14 protein-coding genes are annotated in these 15,181 nt (G+C 68.7%); 6 read left to right on the forward strand and 8 right to left on the reverse strand.

Annotation, left to right across the window (positions count from 1 at the left end; all coding sequences use genetic code 11):
- Positions 1–119 precede the first annotated feature (119 nt).
- Positions 120–1,250 carry a dimethylsulfone monooxygenase SfnG gene (gene sfnG, locus ACWGJP_RS12760; RefSeq protein WP_452330150.1) on the forward strand — a complete coding sequence of 377 codons (1,131 nt, stop codon included), beginning with the start codon at positions 120–122 and terminating at the stop codon, positions 1,248–1,250.
- A gap of 22 nt (positions 1,251–1,272) precedes the next feature.
- Here sfnG and ACWGJP_RS12765 read toward each other — a convergent pair whose 3' ends face one another.
- The 4 genes from ACWGJP_RS12765 to ACWGJP_RS12780 are packed head-to-tail and all read right to left on the reverse strand — an operon-like array spanning position 1,273 to position 4,828.
- The gene (locus tag ACWGJP_RS12765; protein WP_452330151.1) at positions 1,273–2,055 is read right to left on the reverse strand and encodes a class I SAM-dependent methyltransferase; all 783 of its coding nucleotides are present in this window, start codon (positions 2,053–2,055) and stop codon (positions 1,273–1,275) included.
- Entirely contained in the window at positions 2,052–3,305 is a 1,254-nt protein-coding gene (locus tag ACWGJP_RS12770) for an MFS transporter (RefSeq protein ID WP_452330152.1), read from the reverse strand. Before ACWGJP_RS12770 ends, ACWGJP_RS12765 begins: the two co-directional genes overlap by 4 nt.
- Entirely contained in the window at positions 3,302–4,078 is a 777-nt protein-coding gene (locus ACWGJP_RS12775) for a fumarylacetoacetate hydrolase family protein (protein ID WP_452330153.1), read from the reverse strand. The genes ACWGJP_RS12770 and ACWGJP_RS12775 overlap by 4 nt, the downstream gene beginning before the upstream one ends.
- A gap of 9 nt (positions 4,079–4,087) precedes the next feature.
- Positions 4,088–4,828, reverse strand: coding sequence for a FadR/GntR family transcriptional regulator (locus ACWGJP_RS12780; RefSeq protein WP_452330154.1), 741 nt, complete (start codon positions 4,826–4,828; stop codon positions 4,088–4,090).
- A gap of 242 nt (positions 4,829–5,070) precedes the next feature.
- Between ACWGJP_RS12780 and ACWGJP_RS12785 the strand changes: the two genes are divergently transcribed.
- Genes ACWGJP_RS12785 through ACWGJP_RS12800 form a run of 4 tightly spaced genes read left to right on the forward strand, consistent with a single transcriptional unit; the run spans position 5,071 to position 9,071 of the window.
- The gene (locus ACWGJP_RS12785) at positions 5,071–5,985 is read left to right on the forward strand and encodes an ABC transporter substrate-binding protein (RefSeq protein ID WP_452330155.1); all 915 of its coding nucleotides are present in this window, start codon (positions 5,071–5,073) and stop codon (positions 5,983–5,985) included.
- 13 nt (positions 5,986–5,998) lie between these two features.
- Positions 5,999–7,546, forward strand: a complete 1,548-nt coding sequence (locus ACWGJP_RS12790; RefSeq protein WP_452330156.1) for an amino acid ABC transporter permease/ATP-binding protein — start codon at positions 5,999–6,001, stop codon at positions 7,544–7,546.
- A 2-nt stretch (positions 7,547–7,548) separates the two neighbouring features.
- Positions 7,549–7,965, forward strand: coding sequence for a RidA family protein (locus tag ACWGJP_RS12795; RefSeq protein WP_452330157.1), 417 nt, complete (start codon positions 7,549–7,551; stop codon positions 7,963–7,965).
- Positions 7,962–9,071, forward strand: coding sequence for an acetamidase/formamidase family protein (locus ACWGJP_RS12800; protein WP_452330158.1), 1,110 nt, complete (start codon positions 7,962–7,964; stop codon positions 9,069–9,071). Before ACWGJP_RS12795 ends, ACWGJP_RS12800 begins: the two co-directional genes overlap by 4 nt.
- Positions 9,072–9,140: 69 nt before the next feature.
- Here ACWGJP_RS12800 and ACWGJP_RS12805 read toward each other — a convergent pair whose 3' ends face one another.
- The 3 genes from ACWGJP_RS12805 to ACWGJP_RS12815 are packed head-to-tail and all read right to left on the reverse strand — an operon-like array spanning position 9,141 to position 12,909.
- Positions 9,141–10,235, reverse strand: a complete 1,095-nt coding sequence (locus ACWGJP_RS12805) for a branched-chain amino acid aminotransferase (protein ID WP_452330159.1) — start codon at positions 10,233–10,235, stop codon at positions 9,141–9,143.
- A gap of 52 nt (positions 10,236–10,287) precedes the next feature.
- The gene (locus ACWGJP_RS12810; protein WP_452330160.1) at positions 10,288–11,337 is read right to left on the reverse strand and encodes a 3-isopropylmalate dehydrogenase; all 1,050 of its coding nucleotides are present in this window, start codon (positions 11,335–11,337) and stop codon (positions 10,288–10,290) included.
- Between the two features lie 39 nt (positions 11,338–11,376).
- On the reverse strand, positions 11,377–12,909 hold the full coding sequence (locus ACWGJP_RS12815; RefSeq protein ID WP_452330161.1) for an MFS transporter: 1,533 nt from the start codon (positions 12,907–12,909) through the stop codon (positions 11,377–11,379).
- Between the two features lie 59 nt (positions 12,910–12,968).
- Between ACWGJP_RS12815 and ACWGJP_RS12820 the strand changes: the two genes are divergently transcribed.
- Complete coding sequence (locus ACWGJP_RS12820) at positions 12,969–13,526, forward strand: TetR/AcrR family transcriptional regulator (RefSeq protein ID WP_452330162.1); 558 nt, start codon at positions 12,969–12,971, stop codon at positions 13,524–13,526.
- Here ACWGJP_RS12820 and serA read toward each other — a convergent pair whose 3' ends face one another.
- Positions 13,527–15,131 (reverse strand): phosphoglycerate dehydrogenase, encoded by a 1,605-nt coding sequence (gene serA / locus ACWGJP_RS12825; RefSeq protein ID WP_452330163.1) that lies wholly within the window; start codon positions 15,129–15,131, stop codon positions 13,527–13,529.
- Between the last annotated feature and the right edge of the window lie 50 nt (positions 15,132–15,181).

Genomic DNA, 15,181 nt, shown 5'->3' on the forward strand with positions numbered 1-15,181 from the left:
ATCCCGCCTCCGCCGGCCGCTTCACGTCATCCGGAGTAACAGACGCGCCGCCGATCCTCGGGCGGGCGAGCGCTGCTCGTATGGTTGCAGCGTCCGCCTGTCGAGAGAGGACGCCGCCGATGTCACAATCGCTCCTTCACGAGCCGCTGAAGTTCGCCTACTGGGTGCCCAACGTCAGCGGCGGCCTCGTCGTCAGCTCGATCGAGCAGCGCACCTCGTGGGACTACGACTACAACGTGAAGCTCGCGCAGACGGCTGAGCGCGTCGGCTTCGAGTACGCCCTCAGCCAGGTCCGCTATGCCTCCAGCTACGGCGCCGCTCAGCAGCACGAGTCCACGAGCATCAGTCTCGCGCTGCTCCTGGCCACCGAGAAGCTGAAGCTGATCGCCGCCGTGCACCCCGGGTTCTGGGCGCCGGCTGTGCTGGCGAAGTTCATCCTTACCGCCGACCAGTTCTCCAAGGGCAGGGCGGCGGTCAACGTGGTCAGCGGCTGGTTCAAGGACGAGTTCGTCGACCTCGGCCTGCCCTGGCTCGAGCACGACGAGCGCTACCGTCGCTCGGCCGAGTTCATGCAGATGCTGCGCGGACTGTGGACCGAGGAGGAGTTCGACTTCAACGGCGACTTCTACCGGTCGCACGGCTTCACTCTGCGCCCCGGCCCGTACCCCGTCGAAGGGCGCCCGCATCCCGAGATCTTCCAGGGCGGCAACTCGACGGCGGCCCGCTTCAACGGGGGCGCATACGCCGACTGGTACTTCTCCAACGGCAAGGACTTCGACGGATTCACCGAGCAGTACGACGACGTCACGCGCGTCGCTGCAGAGCACGGCCGCACCGTGCGGTTCGGCCTGAACGGATTCGCGATCATCCGGGACACCGAGGCGGAGGCGCGCGAACAGCTCCGCGAGATCGTCGCGAAGGCCGACGTCGAGTCCGTCAAGGGCTTCCGCGCCTCGGTGCAGCAGGCCGGCGCCTCGACCGGGGACAAGAAGGGCATGTGGGCCGACTCGAGCTTCGAAGATCTCGTGCAGTACAACGACGGCTTCCGCACCCAGCTCATCGGAGATGCGGAGCAGGTAGCCCGTCGCATCATCGAGTACAAGAAGCGCGGTGTGAACCTCATGCTGCTGGGATTCCTGCACTTCATCGAAGAGGTCGAGGCGTTCGGGACGAAGGTGATCCCGATCGTCCGCGAGCTCGAGGCCGAGCTGGAGCGCACGGGCGACGAGGTGCCTTCGGCCGCGAGGTGACTCCGGGGTCGCTTCTGAGCCCTCAGGCCGCCGGAGCGGCGTCGTCACGCGTCCAGGAGGCCAGCGCTGCACGATGGTCGAGCGGCAGCCTGCCCTGCTGCTCACGATCTGCGACGACGGCATCGAATGCCGCGCGGAATGCGCTCCGGTCCGCCGAGGACAGGTCGCGGTAGAACGCACCCATTCCCGCGACGCCGCCTTCGACGGCCGTCCACAGCGTCGCGGGAGTCACTTTCCAGGTCCACGACTGCTCCACGACGACGGCACCCGGCAGACCGGCCTCTGCGAGCATCCGGACGAATCCGGCGGCCGTGCGATCGAAGTCGAGTTCCTGCGGAAGCCGGCCGCCGGTGGCAGGCTCGAGCTCCGCGCGCTCGACGACCTCGGCCCAGAACCAGGACGGCGATGCCGTCCAGATCGTCGCGATCACGTGGGCCCGAGACACACGGGCCAACTCCGCGGCGGCTGCTCGAGGATCCGGCACATGGTTCAACACGAAGTTCGCGGTGACGACGTCGAAGGAGCCGCCCCCGAGCGGCAGCGCGGGAAGGCTCGCATCGATCATCGGGAGGGACGGATGCTTCCGCGCAGCCTGCGCACGCATGGAGGCCTCCGGTTCGCAGGCGACGACATCCCAACCGGCCGCGATCCACGCGGAAGCCGGCGTTCCCTCACCGGCACCGACATCGAGAAGGCTCCGACCGCGAGCGGGACCAGCGATCTCCCGCATGCGTTCGACGGTGCCGGCACAGAGCTCGGCATAGGAGGCCGCATATGCGGGGCCGGCCCCGGCCCACGTGCTCATCGTCGCGTCAATCGCCCGAGCGGCGAGAGCGCCACGATGGCGACGACGAGGACGGCAGCAGCCACCCCGAGGCCGGCGTACTGGAAGTTCGAGAGCACAACGCCGGCGAGCACCGCTCCAGCCGCGGCCGACAGACTCATCAACGAGTCGCTGCGTCCCTGTCTGCGGGTGCGCAGTTCCGGCGCAGACGCCTCCGTGAGCAGTGCGGCGCCCGCCACCGTGGCCGCGCTCCACCCGAGGCCGAGCAGGATGAGCGCGACCATCACGCCCCATGCCTGATCGTTCACGGTGATCGCGAAGGCCAGCGAGAGACCGAGCAGTCCCTGCCCCAGGAGCACGACACGGAGCCGGCCCCATCGGTCCGCGAGGATGCCGAACAACGGCGACAGGGCGTACATGCCAGCGACGTGCAGCGCGATCGTCACTCCGACGAGCGTCGACACGTCGGAGGTGCTCGCGTGGCCGGCATGCATGCTGTGCGCCATGTGCGAGAGGTGGATCGGGGTCATCGCCATCACCGATGCCATCACCACGTGCGACGCGGCGATGGCGAAGATCGCATACCGTGCGACCACTGGCCGGTCCACGCGCTCGACGACCTCGGACGCCGGGGCGGCGGCCGCGATCCGCTGAGCGGTCAGGAGCGGGTCGGGTCGAAGGGCGACGACGTACAGCAGGAACGCCGCTGTCTGCGCCACGAGCGAGAACAGGTAGGAACCGGTCTGCGGCGGCATCCCGATCGCCTGTCCGACGACCTCTCCGGGCCCGAGGAGCAGCGGCCCTGCGACGCCCCCGATCGTCGTCGCCCAGACGACGACGGAGAGGTCCCTGCCGCGGTGATGCGGTGCGGCGAGGTCGGTCGCTGCGAATCGGGACTGCAGGTTTCCCGCGTTGCCCGCACCGATGAGAAGGATGCCTGCGAGCAGGAGCGGGAAGACCCGCAGCGCCGCCGCGAGGATCACGATTCCGATGCCCGCCAGGGCGAGCAGGTTGCCCAGGGTGAGCGCCCGGCGACGTCCGACCCTGGCGGCGAGACGTGCGAGCGGGATCGCGCACAGCGCAGCCCCCAGCGTGACCGAGGCCGTCGCCAGCCCTGAGAGCGCATCGTCGCCGGAGATGTCCGCGGCGAGCAACGCGCCGAGGGAGACGGTCGCGCCGAATGCGATACCGCCGAGCACTTGCCCGAGCGAGAGGACGAGAACGGTGCGGCGCTGGACGGCCGCCTGTTCGAAGGCCGTCACGGCGCTCATGCGGCAGGTGCCGCGTCGCGCGCCGGATTGCGCAGGATGCCGAGACCCGTGATCTCGACTTCGACGGTGTCGCCTGCGACGAACGGACCGACGCCGGCCGGCGTGCCCGTCAGGATCACGTCGCCGGGCAGGAGGGTGAAGACCGCGGATGCGTAGGCGATGATCTCGGCGACGGAGTGGATCATGTCGGTGAGCGGCGCCTGCTGCCGAACGTCGCCGTTCACTCTGGTCTGAACGGTCGCGCTCTCCGCATCGAACTCCGTGTCGATGACCGGTCCGAGCGGGCAGAAGGTGTCGAAGCCCTTGCCGCGCGTCCACTGTCCGTCCTTGCGCTGCAGATCGCGCGCGGTCACGTCGTTGGCGATCGTGTAGCCGAAGACGTAGTCGAGGGCATCCGCGGCCGCGACGTTCTTCGCGACCCGACCGATCACCACGGCGAGCTCGCCCTCGAAGTCGGTCTGCTCCGAGATGGTCGGACGCACGATGGCATCGCCAGGGCCGATGACCGCGGTGTTCGGCTTGAGGAACAGGAGGGGCTCCTCCGGGGCCTCGCCACCCATCTCCTTGGCGTGGTCGTGATAGTTCTTGCCGACGCAGACCACCTTGGAGCGAGGGATCACCGGCGCCAGCAGTGCGGCGTCGGCGAGCGGCACGCGCTCACCGGTGGTCTCGTAACCCGTGAACATCGGGTCTCCGGCGAGGACGACGAGTTCGCCCTCGTCGAGGATGCCGTAGCGGATGGCTTCGTTGTGGCTGAACCGAGCGATCTTCACCCCCTCAGCCTACTCAGCGCGTGCTGCTCCCCCGCCAGGATCGGACCGGTCTCTGCGCTCGCCCTCCGTCGTGATGGCCTCGCGGACCTCTCGCAGGTGCTCCTCCATCGCGCGCTGCGCTGCATCGGGGTCGCCGTCGCGGACGGCGACCAGGATCGCGAGGTGACCCTCCGCCGACATCGCACGGCCGCTGCGATGGGCGTGGGAGTCTCGACGCAGCGGGGTGGTCCAGGTGATCACGAGCCGCTGCAGCTCGCTGAGCAGAGGATTTCCCGCCGCACTGGCAAGGGTCTGGTGGAACGTCGTATCGAGCTCCAACGAACGAGCAGCCGTGATCGGCCCTGCCGATGCGACCACCAGCTCTTCGAGGGCGGCGATGGACGCGCTGGTGGCGCGTTGGGCGGCGAGACGCGCGAGAAGGGGCTCGACCGCGGAGCGGAGCTCGGCGACGTCGTCCTGCCGTCCGGCCGAGGCGACGAGCGCGTCGAGATCGCGCGCTTGGGCTCCCCGCTCGCGCACCCGCGTCCCTCGCCCAGGGGTCCGCTCGATCAACCGCCTGTTCTCGAGTTCGTGCATCGCCTCCCGCACGGTCGTGCGCGAGACGGAGAGCTGCTCCGCCAGTGCTCGTTCCGGGGGCAGCTTCTCGCCGGGGGCGACTGCCCCCGTGGCGATGAGGCGCTCCAGGTGCGCCGTGACGGCGACGGATTCCCGCTCTGGGCGGCGCGGTGACACGGCGTTCTGGGCTGTCATTGCGATCCTTCCGCGCTGGATGCCCAACAGGCTAGCAGGCTCCGGCTCATTGGTCCGACCGCATTCCAGGGGCGCAGGACGGAATGTTTCGGCGGCGTAAAGAGGCCATTACGAGTGTTCGAAACGGACTCGGCGGACTCCTCGAGCGTCATAGTCTGGCGCCACTTGGTCGGACCAATTCGAACCGAGTTCTCCGCCGCTCCCCTCAACGGACGCACCCATCCCCAGACGAAGGACGCCTCGTGACCCGCACACGCACCCTCAGCATCATCGGAACCAGCGCTGCCCTTGTGCTCGCCCTCACCGGTTGCAGCCCGGACGCAGACCCCGCCGGAGACGCGAGCGACGAGTGGGCGGAGCTCGCGGCCAGCGAGGCCTGCGTCACGCTCCGCGAGGAGAACCCCGACCTCGTCGGCACGACCCAGACGAACGCCCTCAATCCGCACACGCCGGGGTACGAGACCGTGAGCGCCGAGGACCCGAACACCTACGAAGGTTTCGACATCGACCTCGGCAACGCGATCGGCGCCTGCCTCGGCTTCTCCGTCGACTACATCCCGGTCGGCTTCGCCGAGATGATCCCTACCGTGGCGAGCGGTCAGGCCGACTGGATCGTCTCCAACCTCTACGCGACCGAGGATCGTGCTGCCGGCGGCGTCGACTTCATCAGCTACTCGAAGGTGTTCGACGGCATCCTCGTCGCTGCCGGGAACCCCAGGGAGATCACCGGGATCGACACGTCCCTGTGCGGGACGACGGTCGCTCTGAACAAGGGGTACGTCGAGGTGCCTCTCGTGGAAGCCGTCGGACCGGATTGCGAGGCCGAGGGCCTGGATGCGCCGATCGTCAGCCTGTTCGACTCCAGCGCCGACTGCGTCCAGGCCATCCTCTCGGGTCGCGCGGACAGCTACATGAACGACATCAACACGGTCATGCGCTACATCGCCGAGCACCCGGACGCCCTCGCATCCGCGGAGACGGTGATGCTCGACTACGAGATCGGCATCGCCGTCCCGCAGGGAGAGGACGCCTTCCGCACCGCGGTGGCTGCTGCCCTCACCGAGATCCAGAGCCGAGGCATCCAGCAGGAACTCGCGGCGCGCTGGAAGCTCGAGTCCAGCGAGGACGCCGAGCCGACAATCCTCAGCGTGGGCTGAGCGGGCCTCGCTGATGGACTTCACCGGATTCCTTCACTACCTCACCCTGCCGTATCTGCTGGACGGTGTGCTCGTCACGCTGCAGCTGACCGTATACGGCTTCCTCGGCGGCATGGTGCTCGGCGCGCTGCTCGCCGCGATGCAGCTCACCCGCTTCCGCGCACTCAGCGCGGTGGCACGCTGCTACACGACCCTGTATCGCGGCACGCCCCTCATCCTTCAGCTCGTGTTCGCCTTCACCGTGCTGCCGCACGCCGGCATCGTCCTGACGCCGATCGTGGCGGGCTCGCTGGCACTCGCGATGAACGAAGCGACGTTCTTCTCCGAGATCTTCCGCTCCGGCATCCGCGGTGTCGATCAGGCGCAGGGGAAGGCCGGCCGTGCTCTGGGTCTCGGACCCGCGGCGCTCATGCGCCGTATCACCGCGCCGCAGGCCTTCCGGCAGATGGTGCCCGCGCTGGGCAACGAGGCGATCTCGACGATGAAGAACTCCGCGTTGGCATCGATCATCGCCGTGCCGGAGCTCACGCTGCGGACACAGCAGCTCGCGAGCTCCACGTTCGACTACTTCGAGATCTACTTCGCCACGGCCGTGCTGTACCTGCTGCTGACCGGTGCGATCACGCTCCTGCAGATGCTCGTGGAGCGCCGCTCGGCGCGCATCAGCGGGATCCGCCCCACCACCGCGCGGCGCACCCGAGCGATCCGGTCCGGCGATGCCGAGACGACTCCACGGACGCCCTCGCGTGCTGCGAGACAGAGCGCCGGTCCGGCCGCCCGCGGACAGAGCGGAGCCGCGCTCGAGCTCACCGGCATCGTCAAGCGCTACGGCGACCGCACGGTTCTGGACGGGATCGACCTCACCGTCGCACCCGGCGAAGTCCTCGCACTGCTCGGACCGAGCGGGTCGGGCAAATCGACGCTGCTGCGCATCATCAACCAGCTGGAGGAGCGCGATGCCGGAACTGTCACCGTCAACGGCGCCGAGCTCGGCATCGGCTCGTCGGGACGCCGTCACTCGGAATCACGACTGGCCGCCGAGCGCGTGGATGCCGGAGTCTCGATGGTGTTCCAGAACTTTGCACTCTTCACGCATCTGAGCGTCGCCGAGAACATCGCGGGGCCGCTGCGCTGGGTGCACGGCTGGTCGCCGGAGGCGGCCGCCGAGCGCGCACACGAGCTGCTCGCGCTCGTCGGCCTCGCCGAGTTCGCCGACGCAGACCCGTCCGGCTTGTCCGGTGGTCAGCAGCAACGCGTCGCGATCGCACGCGCCATCGCGTCGCGTCCTCGGCTCCTGCTGCTGGACGAGCCGACGAGCGCGCTCGATCCCGAGCTCGTCGCCGAGGTGCTCGGCGTGATCACGGCGCTCGCCCGCGACGAGGGCCTGACCATGATCATCGCGACGCATCAGCTGCGCTTCGCACGCCAGGTCGCAGACACGGCCGTGTTCATGGCGGGCGGCCGCGTCGTCGAGGCCGGCCCTGCAGAGCAGGTCATCGGCGCACCCCGATCCCCCCAGACAGTGACATTCATGACCGCTATGAACGCGGCGGAGGTATGACCATGACGAGCAAGACGAAGATCACCTACGACCTGAACGGCACCAGCGGGGTCCCGATGCAGGTCGGCCCGTTCGCCCACGCGACCCGCTGGGGCGACCTGCTGTTCGTCACCGGCCAGATGCCGACCGTGCCCGGCACGGGAGAACTCGTTTCCGGCGGCGTCGAGGAGCAGACCGAACAGGTGCTGCGCAACCTGGAAGCGGTCGTCGGCGGGTGCGGGGCACGCCTCGAGGACGCCCTCATGGTCCGCGTGTATCTGCGGGATTTCGATGACTTCGACGCCGTGAACGCCGTGTACCGGCGCTGGTTCGGAGCGCCCCTCCCCTCGCGCACCTGCGTCGGCGTGACCGGTCTGGCGGTCGGCGCGCTGATCGAGATCGACCTCATCGTCGGAATCGACGAAGGGAGCCACGAATGAGCACGATCCTGGACCCCGGGCACGGACTCATCCGTGCCGACAATTACCTCCCCTGCCGGGTGGACGAGGTCGGCTGGGGATGGCTCCCCACTGCGGCGAGCACCCCCGCCCTCACGGTTCGATCCGGAGACAGCGTCACGATGGACACCCTGTCGCACGAGGGCCTCCTCGCCGATCAGGGCCGGGATCCCGTCGCCTTCCTCGCCGCGCACGGGCGCGACGACGTCCTGCGCGACGCCACGGAGCTGGCGGCCAGCGACGTGTCGAACACGGATCTCGACGGGCCACACGTCGTCACCGGTCCGATCGCGGTCTCCGGAGCACGGCGTGGGGACGTCCTGCGGGTGGACATCCGTGCTCTCGATCGCCGGGTGGAGTACGGCTTCATCAGCAACCGGCACGGCTTCGGGGCACTTCCCGGCGAGTACCCGCTGCGCGACGAGCATCCGTGGGGACCGGATCTGCAGCCGGATTCGGGAACGGTGTCGCATTTCTGCTGGGTCGAGGACGACGGGTGCGGCACGGCGCGTGGCCGCTTCCGCGTCGACGCCGACCGATCGGCATCGTTCCGGCTCGCCCCGTTCCTCGGGCTGATGGGTGTTGCCGGTGTCGATGACACTCCGACCCATTCCGTACCGCCTGGCCCGCACGGCGGGAATGTCGACATCAAGCACCTGGTCGCGGGAACGTCGCTGTACCTTCCGATCCAGACCGACGGAGCGCTGTTCTACGCCGGCGATCCGCACTTCGCCCAGGGCAACGGCGAGGTGGCCCTGACCGCGCTGGAGGCGTCGCTGCGTGCGACGCTCACGCTCACGGTCGTGCCGGCCGCCGAGAGCGCCGGGTTGTTCGGAGCTCTGACCACGCCCTTCGGCGAGACCGGAGAGCACTGGATCCCTACGGGCATGGCTCCGACCCTCGATGAGGCGATGCGCGCGGCCGTGCGGGAGGCGATCCGCTTCCTCGCCGAGAGATTCGACCTTCCGCGGCAGTCGGCACTCGCCTACCTGTCCGCCGCCGGCGATTTCGAGGTGTCGCAGGTCGTCGACGGCGTCATGGGTGTGCACTGCCTGATCCCGAAGCGGGACTGGCTCGCCTGGACGTGACGAGCTGCTCCCTTCACGTCGAAACCCCGCCGGTGCGACCGGCGGGGTTTCGACGTGAAGACGCCGTGCTCAGGCGTCCAGCCGGAGCAGCCAGCCGTGGGTGTCCTCGCGACGCCCGTACTGGATGTCGGTGAGCTCCTCCCGCAGCGACAGCGCGAGCTCTCCGGTGGGCTGGGCGTCCTCGAAGCCCTCGGCGACAAGGGCGCCGATCGGGGTCACCACCGCGGCAGTACCGCATGCGAAGACCTCGACGATGTCGCCGGACGCGACGCCGTCACGCCACTCCTGCAGCGAGACGGGACGACGCTCCACCGTGTGCCCACGGTCCTCGGCCAGCTGGAGGATCGAGTCGCGGGTGATCCCTTCGAGGATGCTGTCGGACTGCGGGGTCACGATCCGGCCGTCCTTGTAGACGAACACGACGTTCATGCCGCCGAGCTCCTCGACGTTGCCGTCCTGATCGAGGAACACGACCTGGTCGCATCCCTTCTCATACGCCTCGGCCTGCGGAAGCAGGCTCGATGCGTAGTTGCCGCCCGTCTTCGCCGCGCCCGTGCCGCCCTTGCCCGCACGGGCGTAGGTCTCCGACAGCCAGATGCGCACCGGCTTCACACCGCCCGTGAAGTACGAGCCGGCCGGGCTCGCGATGAGGTAGAACGCCACCTTCTGCGCGGGGCGCACGCCGAGGAACGCCTCCTTGGCGAACTCGAAGGGACGAAGGTACAGGCTCTGGTCCGCACCGGGCGGCGTCCAGGCCCCGTCCACGGCGATCAGTTCGCGCAGCGCCTGGATGAAGTACTCGGTCGGCAGCTCGGGCAGCGCCATCCTGCGTGCGCTGCGCTGCAGGCGCTCCGCGTTCTTCTCCGGACGGAAGGTCCAGATCGAGCCGTCTGCGTGACGGTACGCCTTGATGCCCTCGAAGATCTCCTGACCGTAGTGCAGGACGGCCGCGGCGGGGTCGAGCGAGATCGGCCCGTAGGGCTGCACGCGCGGACGGTGCCAGCCGCCCTTCGCCGACCAGCAGATGTCGACGGTGTGGTCGGTGAAGACCGTGCCGAAGCCCGGGTTCTTGAGGAGCTCGTCGCGCTCCGCCGGGGACTTGGCGGCGAGGTTGCGGGTCACGGAGAACTCGAGCGGTGCGAGTTCGGTGTCGGTCAGCGTCATGGTGATGTCACATTCTGCGGTCGGGTGCGGGCGTCGCTCGCGTGCTCTCAGATTACGCCTGAAGCCTCGCGATGATGGCGTCGCCCGTCTGGCTGGTGGTCCGCGCGCCGTCGCGCGAAGCGATGTCCTCCTCGACCGCGCGGTTGACGCGGGCGGCTTCGGCGCGGAGCCCGAGGTGATCGAGCAGGAGCGCTGTGGAGAGGATCGCTGCGGTGGGGTCGGCCTTCTGCAGGCCGGCGATGTCCGGGGCCGAGCCGTGGACGGGCTCGAACATCGAGGGGAACGCGCCGTCCGGGTTGATGTTCCCGGATGCTGCGAGACCGATGCCACCGGTGACGGCGCCGGCCAGATCTGTGAGGATGTCGCCGAAGAGGTTGTCGGTGACGATGACGTCGAAGCGGGACGGGTTCGTGACCAGGAAGATCGTTGCCGCGTCGACGTGCAGATAGTCTACGGCCACTCCGGGATGCTCAGCGGCCACCTCGTTCACGACGCGCTGCCAGATCCCGCCGGCGTGCACGAGGACGTTCGTCTTGTGCACGAGGGTGAGGCGCTTGCTGCGGCGCTCGGCGAGCTCGAACGCGTAGCGGACGACGCGCTCGACGCCGAAGGCGGTGTTCACGCTGGTCTCGTTGGCGACCTCCTGCGGCGTGCCCTTGCGGATCGCCCCGCCGTTGCCGACGTACGGGCCTTCGGTGCCCTCACGGACGACGACGAAGTCGATCTCCCCCGGCTCGGCCAGCGGACCGGGGGCGCCGGCGAAGAGCTTGGACGGACGGAGATTCACGTAGTGGTCCAGCGTGAAGCGCAGCTTCAGAAGGAGACCGCGCTCGATGTTCGCATCCTTCAGACGTGGATCCCCCGGCTGACCGCCCACGGCGCCGAGCAGGATGGCGTCGTGGGAGCTGATCGCCGCGAGGTCCTCGTCGGTGAGGGTGTCACCGGTCTCGAGGTAACGGGCGGCGCCGAGCGAGAAGCGGGTCTTCTCGAAGACCACATCGCTCTCGGCAGTCACGGCATCGAGCACGCGCTCCGCCTCTGCGATGACCTCGGGGCCGATTCCGTCACCGGGGATGACCGCCAGCTTCACGACACGCGACATGACACTCCTTGCATCGGGGATTCTCCCCCAGCGTACTGGTCAGCGCGAACGCGGAGTGCGCAGGGTGACCCCGGCGATCACCGCAGCGACGACGACGAGCCCTGCGCCGATGAGCGAGGTCACCGTGACGCCGGAGCCGAACGCCGACGCCGCTGCCGTCCAGAGCGCCTCGCCGACGGCTCCGGGGAGCTCGGCCGCAGCCGTATACGCCCCGGAGAGCGTCTCCCTCGCCGTCTCTGCGATGTCGGCTGGCACACCCTCGGGAATCACGAGCGCACCGCGATAGAACGCGGTGATCAGACCGCCGAGGATCGCTGTGCCGAGCACCGCTCCCAGTTCGTATGCCGTCTCCGACACCGCGCTGGCGGCTCCCGCCTTCTCCGCGGGGGCGCTGGAGAGGATGAGCTCGTTCGAGATCGTCTCCGCCGCGCCGATCCCGATGCCGAGCACGACGAAGGCGATGATCAGCGGCGCGACGCCGTGATCGTACGTCGTGAACGCCACGAGCAGGTATCCGGCGACGGAGAACACGAGTGCACCGGGCACGAGGATGTGCGGCCTGACCCTCCGCGAGATCGGCACGACGAGCAGCCCCGCCACGATCATCATGACCATGCCCGGAACGAGTGCGACGCCGGCCACCATCGGCGAGAGGCCGAGGACGAGCTGGAGGTGCTGGGAGACGAAGTAGAGGAATCCGACCAGCGCGACCACGCTGAGGAGGTTCACGAGGATCGCTCCGGAGAAGGACCCTCGACGGAACAGTGCCATGTCGAGCATCGGGATGTCCGCCCGCAGCTGACGTCGCACGAAGAGCACGCCCATGACGACCCCGAGCGCCGCCCAGGCGGCGACCGTCCAGGACGGTCCATCGACCGCGAGCGACTTGATCGCGTAGACCACCGGGATCATCGCAGCCATGGACAGCACGATGCTGATCGGATCGATGCGTCCCGGGGCGGGGTCGCGGCTCTCCGGCACCAGCAACGGTGCCGCGACGAGGAGCGGGATCAGCACGGGCACGGCGATGAGGAAGACCGAGCCCCAGTCGAAATGCTCGAGCAGGAAGCCTCCGACGATCGGCCCGAGCGCGGATCCTGCGGAGAACGCGGATGCCCAGACCGCGATCGCCATCCGGCGCTGGTCACGGTTGCGGAAGATCGATCGGAGCAGAGAAAGCGTCGACGGCATGAGCATCGCACCGAAGAACCCCAGCAGGGCACGCGCGGCGATGAGCAGCCCGGCCGTCGGCGCGAAGGCGGCCAGCACCGAGACGGCAGCGAAGCCGGTGGCACCGATGAGCAGCATCCGGCGCCGACCGAACCGGTCGCCCAGCGTGCCCATCGTGACCAGGAGGCCGGCGAGCACGAGCGGGTAGACGTCGATGATCCAGAGCTGCTCGGCCCCGGAAGGTGCGAGCGCTATCGCGATCTCGGGCAACGCGAAGCTGAGCACGGTGTTGTCCACCGAGACCAGCAGGACGGGAAGCATGAGGACGACGAGCGCCCACCATCCCCGCGCCCCGACGCGGGGCGCATCCGTTTCCGTCGTCGGAATCGACGCCGTGACCATCTTCCACCTCTGAAACTTCCTGGCACGAAACTATACCGTCCGGTTGGTATAGTAACAGAATGCCCCGACCACCGCTCGCCCGCGAACGCGTCCTCGATGCCTTCGAAGCCCTCCTCATCGACGACGGCGAGCGTGCAGCGACCCTCGACGCCACGGCGCGGGCGGCCGGAGTCTCCAAGGGCGGCCTGCTCTACCACTTCGCCTCGAAGGACGAGCTGGCCACCGGCCTCCTCGCCCGCCTGCGCACCCTCGCAGACGAGGACCTGGCGAACATGGCAGGCGCACCGGACGGCGCCGTCGCCTACTTCATCCGCACGTCCGTGATGGACGACAGCGCCTTCGACCGCGCGCTCGTCGCCGCCTCCAAGCTCGCTCAGGGCGGGCACTCCCCTGCCGGCGAGGCGCTCAGACGGATCAGGGAGGAATGGGCGGACGCCCTCCGCCCCTACGTCAAGGACGAGACCGCCCTGGACCTCGTCCTCCTGGTCAGCGACGGGCTGTACTACAACAACGTGCTGGACGCATCAGGGCACGAGGCCGCAGCTCTTGCAGGCCCCGCGCCCAGCGGAGACGCGCTCTCCCGCCTCATCGCCCTGGTGACGTCGGCGACGACCTGATCAGTCCTCGGTGATCTCGATCTGCGTGATGATCGAGGCATCGATGTCCGCACCGACCTCGGCGAGCAGCTCATCGGGGACCCGCGAGTCGACGGTGAGCACGGACAGAGCCTGGCCACCGGCCTCACGACGGGCGATCTGCATGCCTGCGATGTTGATGCCCGCGTCGCCGAACTTCTGGCCGTAGACCGCCACGATGCCAGGACGATCCGTGTAGAGCATCACGACATGATGCTTCTCGAGTGGGACCTCGATGTCGTGACCGTTGATGCCGACGATCTTCTGCACCATGCGGGTGCCCGCGAGCGTTCCGGCCACCATGAGGACCGTGCCGTCCGCCAGCGCGCCGCGCAGCGTCGTCAGGTTGCGGTACTCGGGGCTCTCCTTCTCGACGACCAGGCGCGCCTCGATGCCGCGCTGCTCGGCGAAGAGCGGGGCGTTGACGTAGGAGACGTTCTCGCTGACCACGTTGGAGAGGATGCCCTTGAGCGCCGCGAGCTTGTACACGCTCACGTCGTAGTCGGCCAGCTCGCCGCGCACCTCGATGTCGAGGCTCGTGAGAGCCGACGTCGCGAGACCGCTGAAGACCTGACCGAGCTTCTCGACGAGGTCGATGCCCGGCCGCACGAAGGGATCGATGATGCCGCCTGCGACGTTCACGGCGTCGGGAACGAGATCGCCCTCGAGCGCGAGCCTGACGGACCGGGCGACGGACACCCCGGCCTTCTCCTGCGCCTCGTCGGTGGAGGCGCCGAGGTGGGGCGTCACGACGACGTTCGGCAGATCGAGCAGCGGACGCGCACTGCCGCCCTCGGCCGGCGGCTCCGAAGTGAACACGTCCAGCCCCGCGCCGGCGAGTTCTCCGGCGACGAGCGCGGCGTGCAGCGCTTCTTCGTCGATGAGCCCGCCACGGGCGACGTTGATCACGTAGGCGGTCTTCTTCATCGCCTCGAACTGCGCGGTGGAGATCATGCCGGTCGTCTCCGGCGTCTTCGGCATGTGGATCGTGATGAAGTCGCTCTCCGCGATCAGCTCGTCCAGGGTGCGCAGCTCGACGCCGAGCTGCTGCGCGCGGGCGCTCGTGACGTACGGGTCGTAGGCGACGACCTTCATGCCGAAGCCCTGCATGCGTGCGGCGACGAGAGCTCCGATGCGACCGAGACCGATCACACCGAGCGTCTTCTCGAAGAGCTCCGTACCCGTGTATGCGCTGCGCTTCCAGGCACCTCCGGCCAGCGAGGCGTTGGCGGCCGGGATGTGGCGGGCAAGGCTCAGGATGTGGCCGCAGGTGAGCTCGGCCGCCGAGATGATGTTCGACGTCGGCGCGTTGACCACCATCACTCCGGCCGTCGTCGCCGCCTTGATGTCGACGTTGTCGAGGCCGACGCCTGCACGGGCGACGACCTTGAGCTTCGGGGCGTGCGCGAGAGCTTCGGCGTCGATGCGGGTCGCGGAGCGGATGAGCACGGCGTCCGCGTCGGACAGCGCCGAGAACAGCGCCTCTCGATCCGTGCCGTCGACGTTGCGGACGTCGAAGTCGGGGCCGAGGGCCTCGATCGTGGCGGGCGAGAGAACTTCGGCGATGAGCACGACGGGCTTCGGCACAGCGGATCCTTCGGGGTGAGCGTCAGTACGCGGATGGGATCGATGCGCCG

The organism is Microbacterium sp. NPDC055903, assembly GCF_053615555.1.